This window comes from Mycobacterium angelicum (assembly GCF_002086155.1).
Lineage (GTDB): Bacteria > Actinomycetota > Actinomycetes > Mycobacteriales > Mycobacteriaceae > Mycobacterium > Mycobacterium angelicum.
Genome location: NZ_MVHE01000014.1, coordinates 44,139 through 61,003, shown reverse-complemented (window position 1 = coordinate 61,003; position 16,865 = coordinate 44,139). Strand labels below are relative to the sequence as shown.

Here is a 16,865-nt window from a genome sequence, read left to right as displayed (position 1 = left end):
ACTCGGCAATCAGCTCTAACTCGGGCCCGCCGCGTTACCGGCACGCCACTGCTCCCAGGGGATGTTCCAGTCGCCCAGTCCCTCGGTCCCCGGCAGGGTGCCTCCTACCGTGTTCATCACCTCGACCACGTCGCCGCGCTTGATGTGGTCGTAGAACCACTGCGCGTTGCTGGGATTGACATTCAGACAGCCGTGGCTGGTGTTGGTGTGCCCCTGGGCGCCCACCGACCATGGCGCCGAGTGCACGAAGACTCCGCTGTAGGAAATCTGGGTGGCCCAGTCCACGTCGGTGCGATATCCGTTGGGCGAGTTGACCGGTACGCCATAGGTCGACGAGTCCATGATGATGTGCTTGAACCGCGCGCCGACGGTGTAGATGCCGTTCGCCGTCGGGGTGCTGTCCTTGCCCATGGACGTCGGCATGGTCTTGACGACCTCACCGTTGACCCGAACGGTCAGCATCTTGGTGTTGTCGTCGGCAGTGGCAATCACCTCGTCGCCGATGGTGAAGTGCACCTTGACGTTGTCCTCGCCGAACATCCCTTCACCGAGGTCGGCGCCGTAGGTGTTGACCGCCACGTCGACAGCCGTACCCGGCTTCCAGAAATGCTCTGGCCGCCAGCGCACTTCACGCTTGTTCAGCCAATAGAAGGCGCCCTCGACGGGCGGATTGGTGGTGATGACGATGGCCTTCTCGGCGGCTACCCGGTTGGCGATGTTCTCGTCGAACCGGATGGCCACCGGTTCACCGACTCCCACTACCTCGCCATCGGTGGGCACGACGTAGGGCATCGTCAGGTGCGCGGGAGAACTGGTCTGGAAGGTCATCTGACGGTTCGCGGCACCGCCGAGTCCGAGCGCCTTGGCGTTCAGCGTGTAGCGCCGGTTGTAGCCGAGCGGCTCGGTGGTCTGCCAGTGCAGCCCGTCGGGGCTGAGCTGGCCGTTGATCGTCTTGCCGTTGTCGTTGACCATGGTGACCGCGGCCAGCACGCCATCGGCGACGTTGACGGTGACCGGTGCGTCCACCGTCACACCCACGGCGCCGTCGGTCACCGATGCAGTGAGCTTGGGGACCAGCAAATCGGCAAACGGGGTGCCCTTGTCGACGATGACCTTCGCCTGCGGCGGTGTACCACCGCTGCTGCACGCAACGGCGAACACAGCAACCGGTATCAAGGCCGCAGCCAGCCACGATCGACGTCTACGCAAAGGCGTCATCAAGTGACCTTCCGGATAGTCTCGCTTACTTTGGTCACCGCTGACCATGGATTGTTGCCAGTATTGTAGTGCCTTGCAGCCGTAGTCCGCGGAAAGCTGGCGCGATTCACCCCGGTGCCGTGCCACATCTCACCTGGAATTTCGCGCGGTGGCGCAATGCCTGTTATTGTCGCAAAGCGGTCTCTGGCCGGCCAAAGGCGCCGTTAGCTCAGTTGGTAGAGCAGCTGACTCTTAATCAGCGGGTCCGGGGTTCGAAACCCTGACGGCGCACTTCACATTTTCAAGGGCAAGCATTGTTTGCCTTTCGCCGCCGGCTGTCACCGTGGTTTCAGATGCTGCTGCTGTCCGCGGCCCTAAATCGGCGACCAAGACCTTTCCGCCACTCCGATACGGCAACACCGGAGATCGAGAAATTCGTGCGATCCTCAGGACGGGGTTGACCTCTTTACCGGGTGAGGAAAGCGGGGGACGTCGTTGGATGCCACGCCCTCGCCGGCGCCCTGGCAACAGCCGAACGGCCCGCAGGGCGGCCTACCGCTTGGACCGCAAGCCCCGTCCATAAATCTCCCCAAGGGCGGCGGAGCGATCCGCGGCATCGGCGAGAAGTTTGCCGCGAATCCGACCATCGGCACCGGCTCCATGAGCGTGCCGATCGCCTGCAGCCCAGGGCGCGCGGGCTTCGGGCCTCAGTTGGCGCTGACCTACGATTCGGGCGCCGGGAACGGCGTATTCGGGCTGGGCTGGCGCCTGCAGCTGCCGGGAATCACTCGCAAGACCGACCAGGGACTGCCGTGCTACAACGACGCGGACGAAGCGGACGTCTTCATCCTCTCGGGCGCCGAGGACCTGGTCCCGGTTCTCGAGCGGGAGAACGGAAACTGGCGCCGACAGTCGCTGCCAACGCGGTCGGTTGGGGGCATCCCGTACCGAATCCAGCACTATCTCCCCCGCATCGAGGCGTCGTTCGCGCGCATCGAACGGTGGACGAACCTCACCGACGCCACCGATATCTTTTGGCGCTCCATCTCCCCGGACAACATCACCACCTGGTACGGCCGCACCGACGAATCGCGCATCTGCGACCCGGCGCATCCCGAACGCATCTTCAGCTGGCTTATCTGTGCCACTTACGACGACAAGGGCAACGCGATCAGTTATGGCTACAAGCGCGAAAACGACCGCCACGTCGATACAACTAAGGCCAGTGAACACAACCGGGACGTGACGGCGAACCGATACCTCAAGCGGATTCGATACGGCAACCATGACCCCTACCTGCCGACTCTGCGTGAGCACGAGCCCTGGCCACCACTTCCCGGTGATGACAAGTGGTTCTTTGAGCTTGTATTCGACTACGGGGACCACGACGACGATGCGCCGGTTGCGCTGGACACACCCGAATGGTCGGTTCGAGCCGACCCGTTCTCGGCCTACCGCAGCGGCTTCGAGATCCGCACGTACCGCCGATGCCGGCGAACGTTGATGTTCCATCACTTCCCCGACGACGCCGACGTCGGCGCCGACTGCCTAGTGCGGTCCACCGACTTCAGCTACCTGCCTGCCGAGGCAGTGGATCGCTCGGGCCTCTCAAAGCTCGTGGGTGTCACGCAGCGCAGCTACCAACGCAGCGGGCCCGGCTACCGATCCCGCTCGCTGCCGCCGATGACGTTCGCCTACACCGAGGCCGTCGTCGCGTCCGAGGTTCGGGAGCTCTCGGCGGCAAGTCTGGAGAATCTCCCTGCCGGTCTGGACAACGTGGCGTACCGATGGGTCGACCTAGACGGCGACGGCTTGCCCGGCGTCCTCGCCGAACAGGGCAGCGCCTGGTTCTACAAACCCAACCTGAGCCCCGTTAATGTGGTGTCGCACAACGGCGAATCGCACGTCGAAGCCGCGTTCGGCCCGGCGCAGCTGATCACGCAGAAGCCGGCGGTGACGCTGGCATCTGGTGCGCAATTCCTCGATCTGGCCGGCGATGGCAAGCCCGACGTCGTGCAGTTCGCGGCACCGGCCGGCTTCTATGAACGCAACACCGACGCAAGCTGGGAGTCGTTCGTCGCTTTCCACGAGCTGCCCAACCGCGACATGCGCGATCGCAACCTGCGATTCATCGACCTCGACGGTGACGGTCTGGCCGATGTCCTCATCACCGAGACAGACGCGTTGACCTGGTACCCGTCCCTGGGCGAACGCGGGTTCGCTACGGATCGGCGCGCGATCCCGCCGCTCGACGAATACGGCAGGCCCGCATTGGTTTTCGCCGACGCCGAGCAGTCCATCCACCTCGCCGACATGAGCGGCGACGGCCTGGCCGATCTGGTCCGCATTCGCCGGTGCGGAGTGTGCTACTGGCCCAACCTGGGTTACGGCCGGTTTGGCGCCATGGTGAACATGGACGGGCCGGTAGGTCCCGACGGGTCTGCGACACATCTGTCGCTGGACCACGCCGAGCAATTCGACCAGCACCGGATTCGTTTGGCCGACATCGACGGATCGGGCACCACAGACCTGATCTATATCGGCGAGCGGGGTGTCGTCGTGTATTTCAACCAGTCGGGCAACGGCTGGGCCGAACCGGTCATGTTGCCGGCATTGCCGTCGGGTGCCGCCCCGGTCGACTTCGATGTCGTCGACCTGCTTGGCAACGGGACGGCGTGCTTGGTGTGGTCTTCGCCGCTGCCAGGAGATGTTCAGCGTCCACTGCGCTACATCGATCTGATGGGGGACAAACCTCACCTGCTGAACCGCATCAGCAACAATCTCGGCGCGGAGACGGAAATCGAATACGCCCCGTCGACGAAATTCTGCCTGCAGGACAAGCTGTCGGGCAAGCCGTGGGCAACGACGTTGCCGTTCCCTGTGCACGTCGTGGAACGGATCACGCTGCGAGACCGCTGGCGCAACACCACCTTCACCAGTTCCTTTAGCTACCACCACGGTTACTTCGACGGCGTCGAGCGGGAGTTTCGCGGCTTCGGTCGTGTCGAACAGATCGACACCGAGGACTACGGAACCTTCGCAGCACTCAATGCACACAGCCCCTACATCACCGCCGACCAAGGTCTGCACCAGCCGCCCGTCAAAACGGTGAGCTGGCACCACACCGGGGCGCCGCCCGACGATGGCCACCTACTTGACAAATATCGCGAGGAGTACTTCCCGCGATGGGTAACCTCGCAGGGCAAGGAGATCGTCGGCGCCTTTTCCGAATGCGTTGCGCGCGAGACGCAAATCGACGCCGACGGCCCCAGCGCCGACGAGGAACGCCAAGCGTGGCGCGCCTTCAAGACCCTTCCGCTGCGTCAGGAGATTTTCGAACTCGACTTGGCCGATCTGGCGCACGGCGTGCACACACCTACCCGGCTCTTCGCCGCGACCACATACTCGCACTGTGTACGTATGATCCAGCCACAGAAAGCCAACCGTCACGCCAGTTTTCACACTTTCGAGACCGAAACATTCAGTTACCACTACGAACTCGACCTTCGGCCGGATCAACTCACTCCCGATCCGCGGACCACCCACACCATCAACCTCACCGTCGACAGATATGGCCACGTCCTGCAGGGGCTTACGGTCGGATATCCGCGGCCATCGCCCACTCGGCTCAACGATGCGCTGATCGACGAAGCCGCCGAGACCCTTGCGGTGCGCCTGCAGGACCAGCTGCACTGCACCTATGTGGAGACGCGCTGCACCGACGACGACATACCCGCACCGCCGGTGGCGGACACCGACCTGGACGACTACCGGCTGCGATTGCCGATCGAAGTGAAATCCTATGAGATAAACGGAATTACCCCGCAGCACGCTGGTGACGGCCGTTACCTCGAGCCGTCGGCGTTGCGCCGAAATTTCAAACTCAGTGAGCTTCACCAGGCCGGCGGCGCGATTGTCACCGAGATCCCCTATCAGCAACTGCCCGACGGCGTGGCGCCGCAAAAGCGCCTCGTGGAGCACACCCGCTCGCTATTCTTCGAGGACGCCATGCAGGGTCCAGCGCCACTGGGCAAATTGACCGTCCGTGCCCTGCCCTTCGAGACGTATACCCTGGCCCTCACCGAGGATCTACTCACCGAAATCCTTGACGAAAAGCTGACCGCCGACGTCAGTAACACGTTGCACGACAACTCGATTAGCGGCTATCTGAGTGGACAGCTCGCGGTCGAACGGCTCGGCGCTGACACCGCAGGCCAGTACTGGAGTTGCTCGGGCACCGCCGGCTATACCGCGGACGCAGCGCAGAACTTCTTCCTGCCCGAGCGCTACACCGACCCTTTCGGCAACCTGACCACGGTTCAATACGACCAGACCAACTTGTATGTCCTCTCGCATGTCGATCCCGTCGAAAACCGAATGACGACAGAACTTTTCGATTTCAGAGTGCTCGCACCTCGGCGAATCCGCGACATCAACGGCAACCACGCCGAAGCTGTCTACGATGTGCTCGGCTCGCCGACGATCACGGCGCTGAGCGGCAAGAACGGCGAGGGCGACAGTCTTGCCGGCGTCGACGACGCCGTGATCAATCCGACTATCGGTAATCTCGAATCGTTCTTCGTCACCGACGACTACGACGAACACCGCGCGCGCCAACTGCTAGCCGGGGCGACCTCCCACACCGTCTACTACTTCGGCGAGATCATCGCCGCGGACGGCACTGTGGTCTGGGGACAGCACCCCGCCTCGACGGCCACCATCGCTCGCGAACTGCACGCGTCTGAAGACGACGACAGCGTCGTGCAAACCGCGTTTTCCTATCTCGACGGCAGTGCCAGCTTGTTGGTCAGAAAGATCCAGGCCGAGCCGGAGCCGCAACACCCAGGGTTGCGCTGGGTCGCCAACGGCAAGACGGTCTTGAACAACAAGGGCAGCCCCGTCAAGCGATACGAGCCCTACTTCGCCAGCGCCGAGAGCGGCCACCGGTTCGCAGATCCCCATGAAGCCGGCGTCACGGCCGTGCTCTACTACGATGCGATCGGGCGCCTGATCCGGACAGATCTGCCGGACGGCAGCTACACCAAGACGGATTTCTCGCCTTGGCACAGCACCGAATTCGACGCCAACGACACCCTCGGGGCGGACAACGCGTGGCAGCAGCGGATGAGCGCTTCGGCCGATGCCGCCGAACGCACTGCAGCGCTGCGCGCCTCGGCCCATGCCGGCACGCCAACTATGTCGGTGCTCGACAGCGTCGGGCGTGCGGTACTCACGATCCACCACAACCGTGTCGACGGCGCCGATTCCAAGGATCTGACGTTCCACAGACTCGACGCAGAAGGCAAGCCGCTATGGATCGTCGATGCACGCCGCAATCGCGTGATCCAAAACATCACACCGGCGCTGCCGCACAGTGCAATACCGTGGGATGACCCCAACAACATTTGGCCACAGGGGGTCTCGCCAACCTACGACATTGCCGGCCAGCCGTTGTACAGCCGCAGCATGGACAGCGGAGAGCGCTGGACGCTGCCCGACGCTACGGGCACTCCCCTCTTCAGCTGGGACAGCCGCGGCTACCGCCGCCGCAACGTCTACGACCGCGCCCGGCGTCCCATCAGTGTTTACGTAACTGCCTCGGGACTAACCACTTTGGCGGGCTCGCCACGCGCGGCCGCAATGCCCGACGCCGAGGTGCTCGTGCAACGACAAATCTACGGCGAACACCACCCGGACGTGCAAGCCAACCTGCGTGGCCATTTGTTCAGTACATACGACGGTGCCGGGGTCGCCACGAACAGCAGCTACGACTTCAAGGGCAACCTGCTGAGCACCGAACGGAGCCTTGCCCGCGACTACAAATCGGTACCGGACTGGGGCGCGCTGACCGGCATCGATGACCCCGATGCCGTTGCCGCTGCGGCCGCACCACAGCTGGAGCCTGGAGCCGGGTTCGTCACCCGGATCGGCTACGACGCGCTTAACCGGCCCACCACCGTCACCAAACCCGACGGCAGCGTGTACCACGCCCAGTTCAACCAGGCCAACCTGCTCGACCGTATCGACGTCACACTCAATGGCGCGCCGGCAGCAACTCCGTTCGTGACCAACGTCGATTACAACGCCAAAGGGCAGCGGTTGCGCGTCGAGTACGGCAACGGGGCTTCGACCACATACGCCTACGACGACTACACGTTCCGTTTGACATCGGCACGAACCGAGCGTCCCGCCCAGCCTGACGCGACGGCGTCAATGCTGTTCGCGAATTCGACTGTGGTGCAAAATCTCCGATACACCTATGACGCCGTCGGCAACATCAGCCGCGTTGTCGATGACGCCGTGATCGCGACACCGCAAGCCACCGGTACCACCGACTACATCTATGACGCCCGCTACCGGCTGGTGGCGGCCTCCGGCCGCGAACACAGCGGCCAGACGGGCTTTCTGCTCGAACCCAACGACGCTTACCGGCGTGACTATCCGTTCGCCGGGTCGCGCATCCACCCCAACGATCTACTGGGTTTGCGCGGCTATGTCGAACGCTTCCGCTATGACGCCGTCGGCAACCTGATGTCGCTTATTCACCATGCCGGTACCAACATTGATGCGCCGGGCGCGGTGGTGTGGCAGCGGCGGTATCAATACGCGCTCGACAGCAACCGGTTGCTCGCCACCAGCTTGCCAGCCGACCCCGACCAACCCGACTACTCCGACGTGGGCGGCTACAGCCTCACCTACGGCTATGACGCGCACGGCTCGATCGACTCCGTTGCTCACCTGTCGCACATGGGCTGGAACTACCAGGACGAACTGGCGACCACCGCGCAGCAGGTTGTCAACGGCGGTAACCCCGAAACCACGTACTACGTTTACGATTCGACGGGCGCGCGAGTGCGCAAAATTACCGAGACGGCGGCCGGAGCCCGCAAGAACGAGCGTGTGTACCTAGACGGCTACGAGGTCTACCGCGAATACACCGGCGGGAACGTCGTTCTCGAGCGCCAAACCGTCCATGTCATGGACGGCGATCGACGTGTCGCGATCGTCGAGACGGAGCGAACAGGCGGCGATCAACAGCCTCGGATGCGCTATCAGATTGGCAACCAACTGGATTCGGTCACGTTGGAACTCGACGTGGCGGGTGGGCTGATCGCCTACGAGGAGTACCACCCGTACGGCACTACGGCATTTCAGGCCGGGCGCAGCGCCGCCGAAGTCAGTCTGAAGAGATACCGCTACACCGGCAAGGAACGCGACGAGGAAACCGGCTTCGCATATCACGGCGCGCGGTATTACCTGCCGTGGCTAGGACGTTGGCTCAGTTGCGATCCCATCGGAGTCCGCGGGGGCCTTAACCTCTACTGCTATGCCGACAACCGGCCGACAATCGCGATAGACCCCAATGGCCACTTTGCCTGGCTGTTGGTGGCGGCGATCGTTATCGTGGCCACCCTGACCGCCGTCAGCGAAGCCGGCGCACCGGCCAACGAACGCGAGGCCCAAGCCGTCAAGCCCCACATCACCGAAGGTGAGTTCGCCGCGCACACAGCAGTCACCGGACTCAGTTTCGCGGCCGGCGGCGCCGCGGGCGGCGCCCTCAAAGGGGCACCCGCCGCATTGCAAGGCGGCGTGGGTGGGCTGGTCGGTGGCGCCGCGCAGTCGGCTGGGGATCAAGTCATCCAGGACGTGAAGAAGGGCGAGCTTAGCTCGGGGCGCCAGTATGCCGACACGACGTTCCAGGGCGCCGCCGGTGGTGCCGCTGCGGGTTTCGCTTTGGGCGCCGGGGCGCAACTGCTCGGAAAAGGCTTGTCTGCGTTGAAGCCTGGCGAAGGTAAAATTTCTGGTCCGCCGCAAGATCCGTATGACACGAAGGCGTGGAATAGATATTACGCCGAGAATCCCAACGCGAAACGAAGTGTCGGTTCTGCTCAAGCTGATGATCCCGCGGCTTTCGGAGAAGGCGACGGTAAGCCTGCCCCTCGAACCACTCGGCTGCCATATATCGCTCCAAAGGGCCGGGAAATCAGCGCTCAACCCACCGGGAAGACTCCCACAACAACGCACAATGCAGCGGCTTTGGCCGACCGGGGCCGGCGCATCGCCAACGCCTACCCACGTGATCACCAGCACCACGTCCTGCCGCAGGCCAAAGAATTCCGGCCCTTCTTTACAAGACTCCGCATCGACGTCGACAAGTGGGTCATCTCACTCAGCGAGGGTGAGCATTCGGCTATTCACTCCGGCGGCGCCGAGGGCGGCTGGAACCCGCTGTGGAAGAAGTGGATTGACACCCATCAGAATGCCTCAGCCGAAGAGGTCTGGGATTTCGCGAGAGCCATGCTCAAAAAGTTCAAGCTCGAACACCATCCCCCGGTCGAGGGCGGATACACACGCTCGCGTAGATGAGAGGAGATAGCCGTGCGCCCCATCACCGCACCGCTCAACCCGGGTAGCACGGGTGCCGAGGTGGCCAACTTGCAGGATGGATTGGTCTTATTGCTGCGCAGCGGAACACTTCTCCTCGATCCCGAAGATGCGGCGCTCGACCTCGTGCAGGCGATCACCGACGAGCAACAGCATCAGGCCTACGGCGGCGCCACGGAGGAAACCGTTCGCAGGGTGCAAGATAGCAGAAACATCGAGGCCTCGGGCAGCGTCGATTTCCGCACCGCCGCCGCGCTCAACGAGATGCTGCGGGACTTCGCTGCTTTCATCTTCAGTGACCGGTCACCCCTATCCGGCGTGGCGGGCCACGTCGTCAACGCCGACGACACCCCCTTTAGAGGCCGCGTGGTGCTGTTCGGTGAAAACGACAACGAGTCAGTGCATCTCGGCGCCGACGACACCGACCCCGAAGGCAATTACGCGATCGATTACGCCAAACCCGACAGCACTGGTTTTCGGCGGCTGCGCCTAGCCGTCTTCGACACCGACAACCGGGCACGCGCGACGGAAGTCGTCGATGCGGCAGACCGTATGCAGATCGTCAACCTGACGGTCACCGGCAACGGACCATATCTCGTGAGCGGGCACGTGTTCAGCAGCAGCCGTGCCGGCACTGGCCAGCTGACCGTCTCCATCATCGACCGCAACGTCGGCGGCGACACGACCCTAATCGACACCGTGTCCGGCCCCGACGGGTCCTACAGTGCCACCTTCGGCTATGCGGGGGACAAACAGAAACCCGACCTACAGGCGCGCGTCGTGCGGGAGAACACCGTGCTGGGCTCCTCAGACGTGCGTTACAACGCGGGTACCGACACTACGCTCGACATTCACCTATCCGATGCCGCCACAACGTCATTGAGCGCTGAACACGACACGCTGACCGCGGATCTCGCCGCCCACTACGACGGCTCGCTGGCCGACCTGCAGGAGAACGGCCAGTGTCAAGACATCACCTTTCTGGCCAACAAGACCGGCTGGGATGCACGTGCGGTAGCGCTGGCGGCACTGGCCGACAAGTTCAGCACCGAGAGCAAAGACGGAGACGACGGGCTTCACCCGGCACTGTTCTACGCACTGTTTCGCGCCGGATTGCCTACCGATGACACGCTCTTTCAGCTGCCCTCAAAGTCAATTGCCACCATCTGGCAGCAGGGCGTAGCTCAGGGCATCGTGCCGGCAGGGCTGAGTGAAACGCTCGCGGGCGCAGTAGAAAAGTTCCAAACACTCTCTGCTGGAAAGGCTCTCAGCGGCCCCGCCACCGCCGGCGTATCGTCCTTGACCGAAATGCTGGCGGTGTCTATGCACGATGCCGACGATGCGCAGCGGCGCACATTCGCCCAATTGCAGGTGCTGCATGAAGACAGTTACGCCGACCTGTGGCAGGGTGTCGAGGCGGCGTTCGGGCCCGAAAAGTCACTCCGACTTCAGCTTGACGGCAAGCTGGCATACCTGACGCTGAATAACGCGTCGCTGATCGGCAAGTTGCATGAAGATGCCGCAACACCCTTGGTCGATCCCGTCGACCTGCTGAACCAGGGTCTCTATAAGCCGGCCAACTGGCTCGGGCTGATCGACAGTGTTCCCCCCGAGATCCTCGGAGCCGACGACCCGACCAAACGGACCAACTACGCCACTGTGCTAGCCACCCAGCTGCGGATCAGCTATCCCACTGCCACCGTGGCCGCGATGGTAAAGAACAACGAAACCCCAACCGCGACAGCCACACCGGCCGAGGTCCACGATTTCCTTATCGCTAACCACAGTACGTTCGACATCGGTGCGCAGCCCATCGACCAGTACGTCGCTCGCAACCAGGTGGATATCAGTCCCGAGGTGCGAAGTGATGTCGCACGCATCCAACGCGTGCGCCAGATCACCGTCGACGACGAGGCCGCGAACGCATTGCTGCATGCCGGTATCGACTCCGCGTTCGCCGCGGCCCAATATGACCGCGACGAATTCGTCGCCGCGTTCGCCGGTGAAGTCGGTGGCAGCGCAAGCGCGGCGCTGATCCACGCCCGCGCCCAACAGGTCCACGCGGCGGTGCTCAACCTCACCACCTCCTACGCGCTGGCGAACAACGCGCCTGGAGTTGGCGTGAACAGTCCCGCCCAAGTGATCGATCCGGCTCCGAAAGTTCCCGACGACGTCGGTGACGTGATCGCATACCCGACTCTGACAACGCTATTCGGCGAAATCGACTACTGCGACTGCGAGGATTGCCGCTCGATCCTGAGCCCGGCTGCCTATCTGGTCGACCTGTTGCAGTTCATCGACCGCGACACCGCCCGTTGGACACAGTTCACCGGTCAATGGCGCACCAACCACGGTGGGGCCCCTTACCCCTTCGCCGATACCGCGGCCTGGACTGCTGCAGGCCAACCCGCCGATACCGAGATCACCCCCCTGCAAGTGTTGTTGTCGCGCCGTCCCGACTTGCAGTTTTTGCCCCTGACATGCCAGAACACGAACACCGCAATGCCCTACATCGACTTGGTTAACGAGACGCTGGAGTATTTCGTCACCAATCAGCTGTCGCTGGACGGCTACCAAGGCCACAGCACCGATGACCGCGCGAGCAGCGAACAGCTATTGGCCAACCCGCAATTCGTCCAAGACTCCGCCTACGACGTGCTGGCCGGCAACGTCGCCGTCCCACCCCTGTTGCCGCCGACGCCTCCGCTGCCGTTCCACCAGCCGCTGCAGCGGCTGCGCCGCCTGTTCGCCGCCTTTGACACCACGCTGACCCAAACCATGGAGGCATTGCGGGTCAACGACGACATCGAGCGCGCCGCCGATGACGCTTATGGCTGGCGCGACATCTGGATGGAACAGCTGGGGATGTCGCGGCCTGAGTACCGGCTGCTCACCGACCGGACCCTCACGCTAGCTGCGCTTTATGGCCTGCCCGCCGCGATGCCCGACGCCGATGTGATCACCGGTCTATCGAACGCGAAAGACTTTTGTACGCGCCTGGCCATCAGCTACGACGAGTTGCTTGCCATCCTGACGACCCGATTCATCAACCCGTCCGGAACCCTACTTCCCAAGCTTGCGCGTCTCGGCGTGTCACTCAAGACGATCAAAGACTTCCACGACGGTGTCATCAGCGACGACGATTTCGACGCCGAGCTGGCGCCCCAAGTCGACCCCGCGCAATATGGCGGTGACATCAAGGCCTGGATCAAGAACGACCAGAACTTCCATCAGATCACCGCGTTGCTGGTCTTGGCCGATCCGTCCGGACCCACCGTGCAGGTGCGATTCGACGCGCTCGAATTCCGTTATGCCGACCCAGATCTCCTCGCACAGCCGGTGCGCGCCATCGAGTTCGTTCGCCTGCTGCGCTTCATCCGGCTCTGGAAGATGCTCGGCTGGACGATCCACCAGACCGACGCCGCCATCACCGCGCTCTACCCCGCCGCCCAATTGCCCAACGACCCCGACGACGCGCAAAACCTGGCCCGGCTGGACACCGGGTTTCTTGCGCTGCTGCCCCGGCTTGGCATCGCGGCCCGGCTCATCAAGCGTCTTAATTTGCGGCCAGACCGCGACTTGCTTTCCCTGCTAGCGTGTTTCGCGCCGATCGACACCTACGGCGACGGCTCGCTGTACCGAACGCTCTTCCTCAACCCGGGCCTCACCGACGCGGATCCGGCCTTCGGTGATGACGGTTACGGCACCATCCTCGACGGTACACAAAAGCTGCTCGACCATGAGGAGGTCCTTCGTGCCGCAACAGGATTGACAGGCAACGAATTTGACAGCATCACCACCGCACTGCGCTACACGGCGAACACAGCACTGTCCATCGACACGGTAAGCGACGTTTATCGCCGCGGGTGGCTGGCACGCAAACTGCGGCTCAGCGTGACCGAACTTCTGCGGCTCATCAACTACAGCGGTATCGACCCGTTTGCAGCTTTGACCTACGCCAATCCCCCTATCCTGAGATTCCTCGACCTCGTCGACGGCCTACGTGCGGCGAACATCAAGCCCGCGACTGCGCTGTATCTGATCTGGAACGAAGATCTCAGTGGCACCGCCGCGCCGCCCGACGATCAGATCAACGGCTTTGCCGTAACCCTGCGCGCTGAACTTGCCGGCGTGGAAAGCAGTTTCGGTCTCGTCGACGACCCCGACGGCCAGATCGCACGCGCCAGGATGGCCATGGTCTACGACACCGCCGCCACCGATTTCTTCTTCGGCCTCTTGGACGGCACCGTCACTACCGACGTGCCGTACGCCAACGCACAGCCGACCCTGCCCGATGCGGTCACCCAAGTCGCTCCCGACCGGCTCTCCTACGACGCATTTCGTCAGCGCCTGGTCTTCGTCGGCGTGATGAGCGAGGCCACGCGCGATGCACTGACCGACGCCGACGCCACCGCCGCCTTCGTCGCCGCAGTGACGACGCTGTACCAAGACATTCAGCAGGCCACCGCGCCGCTGTTCACCCGGTATCCCGAACTGCGCGGCTTTTACGACACTTACACCGGGTGGAACGACCCGCCCGCGCAGCGGCGCGCGCGGCTGCTCGCGTTGTTCCTGCCGGCACTACTGGACCGCCGCAAACACCAGCAGGCCCTTGCCACCGTCAGCACCACGGCCAGGACCGACATCGACCTGACTGCGTCCGTGTTGACCGATGCAAGCGTCCTGCGCCGCGCCGACGGCACCGCGACGGCGGCCATCGCCGACCTGATCGACATCGAAAACTTCGGTTTGACAGCACATCTCACGTTCCCTGGCGATCCGGGTCGGCCCGCCCTGGATGTCGAAGGCGTACCGCAGTCCACCCTTCAATCCGATACCATCACCGGCACCTGGACCGGATACCTTCAGGCGCCCACCAACGACTCCTATGAATTACGCATCGACACCGATGCCAACGCGACAGTCACCATCACCATCGGCGACGCGCGCCTGGTCGCGAACAACAACCGCAGCCAATGGACCACGGACAGCCCAATCGACCTGGTACCCGGAAGGCTTTACCCGGTCACACTGACAGCCGAAAACGTTCGCACCACATTGCAGCTGTGGTGGCAGACCGCCGGGCGCGGCTGGGAACTCATTCCCGACAGCTGCCTCTACCCCCACGATCGGCGCGCCCGCTTCGCCGCGAGCTATACCCGCTTCCTCAAGGCGAGTGCACTGGCCGCGGCCCTGAAGATCTCCGCCTCCGAGACGGCCTGCCTGGCCGGCTACGCCGACTACCGCATCGGCGGCAAGGGCTGGCTCAACGCAATTCGGGTGTCCGGCAAACCAACTCGCGCGCAAGCCGCTGCGCTGCTACCCGCGCTGACCGGGGTGCTCTCCTTCGCTAGCCTCAAGGCAGCGCTGTCCCCTGGCGACGAGCGCCTGCTCGCTGTCTTGCGTGACCCCCAAACCGCAGCCGCCAAAGGCGGTTTGCTCTACGACATCACTGGATGGGACGTCGAATCGGTGAGCGCGGTGCTGGCGCGGTTCAACAAGACGGCCGAAGATCTTCGCGGTCTTGACCTGTTCGCTCGCGTGCGCGCTGCGCTGCGACAATCCGCGGCGCTCGGGATCACCACCACAGCCCTCATAGCGGCAGCTACCAACAACCCCGCCGGCGACACCGTGCGCAATCTGCAGAAGGCGTTGCAAGCTCGCTACAGCGCCAGCGACTGGCTCGACGTCATCAAGCCGGTCAACGACGATATGCGCAGCCGCCAGCGCGACGCCCTGGTCGCCTTCGTGTTGCACCAGATGCGTTCGGCGCCGCAGTCCGCCCATATCGACACCCCGGAAAAGCTTTTCGAGTATTTCCTGATGGACGTGCAGATGGCCCCGTGTATGCAGACGTCCCGGATTCGCAGCGCGCTGTCCGCGGTTCAGCTGTTCATCGATCGCTGCCTGATGAACCTGGAAAAGCGCGTAGCCCCGTCGGCTATCAATGGCGCTCAATGGGAATGGATGAAGCGTTACCGAGTCTGGGAAGCCAATCGCAAGGTGTTCCTGTGGCCGGAGAACTGGCTGGAGCCCGAGCTGCGGGACAACCAGTCGCCGATCTTCAAAGAGATGATGAGCGAACTGCTGCAAAGCGACATCACTGAAGACGGTGCGGCCGTCGCGCTCGGCAAGTACCTGGCCAAACTCGATACGCTGGCCAAACTCGAACCCTGCGGCATCTACTTCGTGGAAAACGACCCCGGAGTTGCCGACGACGTGACCTATGTCGTTGCACGCACCGCCGGCAGCGATCGCAACTACTACTGGCGTCGACGCGAGGGCGGCACCTGGATGCCGTGGGAGCAGATCAAGTTGGACATCGCCGACAATCCCGTCATACCGGTGGTGTGGAAGAACCGGGTCTTCCTGTTCTGGCTGCAAATCCTTAACCAGACCCAGGTCAACAACGCCCAGCCGATCGCGCCCGATAAGGACCTGGCCGCCCTGAAAAGCACTGATATCAACACGGTTCCGCCGCAGATCAGCGTTCAGGCAATGCTCTGCTGGAGCGAGTTCTACAACGGCGCCTGGCAGCCGGCACGAACCTCGGATTCCACTAAGCCGACGGTCCTCGGCACTACCGACCCATCCGGATTCGATCGCGCGAGCGTCCACCTCTCGGCGCACGCCGACGGGGACACGCTGCAGGTGAGCATCGACAGTCCCATCGGTGACTCGTTTTTCCTGCTGTACAACGCGCACAGTGTGCCAATCCGCGCGGAGGATGCGCCATTTCAGCCGAAATTCCCGAACGGTTCCTACCGGTACCTGTCGAACCCCAATGGGACCCTCACGGCCGATTACGGTCGGAACCTGAGTTTGGATTGGGGTTTCCCTGACCCCACGGTGCTGACCCGGCCCATTTTGGATAACCCGGTTGCGGCGGCCATCACCGAACCCCGCCACGATCTCAGCAACCCGTGGGACGCACCGTTCCTATATAGCGACACGCGGCATGTCTTCTACGTCAGCAGCACTGAACAGCAGGTAACCGTTGACAGGTGGCAGGGCTACAACATCGGACGGTCAAGCCCGATGGAAACCAGCCCGCACATTCCCCCGGTCGTCGTCCTCGGCGGACCTCCGATCCTCGATCGGATCGACCCCGTGTTGCGGGGACTTAACAGTGGCATCGTCAACCCCCACCCGATCGAACATTTCATCAGCAAAGACGCCTACATCACCAAGGCCCTGGGGACCATCGGCACCGTGAAGTTCGGCCAGGTCGACCTTGGACCGGTCGGTCAACTCGGCAACGAGCCCACGCAATAGAGGAGAGA

The 16,865-nt window shown here is 63.1% G+C and carries 3 protein-coding genes and 1 tRNA gene; 3 read left to right on the top strand and 1 reads right to left on the bottom strand.

Annotated features, from left to right (window positions below; all coding sequences use genetic code 11):
* Nucleotides 1-15: 15 nt before the first annotated feature.
* Entirely contained in the window at nucleotides 16-1,218 is a 1,203-nt protein-coding gene (locus BST12_RS11995) for a L,D-transpeptidase (RefSeq protein ID WP_083113391.1), read from the bottom strand.
* 197 nt (nucleotides 1,219-1,415) lie between these two features.
* Here BST12_RS11995 and BST12_RS11990 point away from each other — a divergent pair.
* The 3 genes from BST12_RS11990 to BST12_RS11980 all read left to right on the top strand — a co-directional run bounded on the left by BST12_RS11990 (nucleotide 1,416) and on the right by BST12_RS11980 (nucleotide 16,857).
* A tRNA-Lys gene (locus tag BST12_RS11990) sits at nucleotides 1,416-1,488 on the top strand.
* 204 nt (nucleotides 1,489-1,692) lie between these two features.
* Nucleotides 1,693-9,564 (top strand): SpvB/TcaC N-terminal domain-containing protein, encoded by a 7,872-nt coding sequence (locus tag BST12_RS11985; protein ID WP_083113350.1) that lies wholly within the window; start codon nucleotides 1,693-1,695, stop codon nucleotides 9,562-9,564.
* A gap of 12 nt (nucleotides 9,565-9,576) precedes the next feature.
* Nucleotides 9,577-16,857, top strand: coding sequence for a neuraminidase-like domain-containing protein (locus tag BST12_RS11980; RefSeq protein WP_211281262.1), 7,281 nt, complete (start codon nucleotides 9,577-9,579; stop codon nucleotides 16,855-16,857).
* The last annotated feature ends 8 nt before the right edge of the window (nucleotides 16,858-16,865 follow it).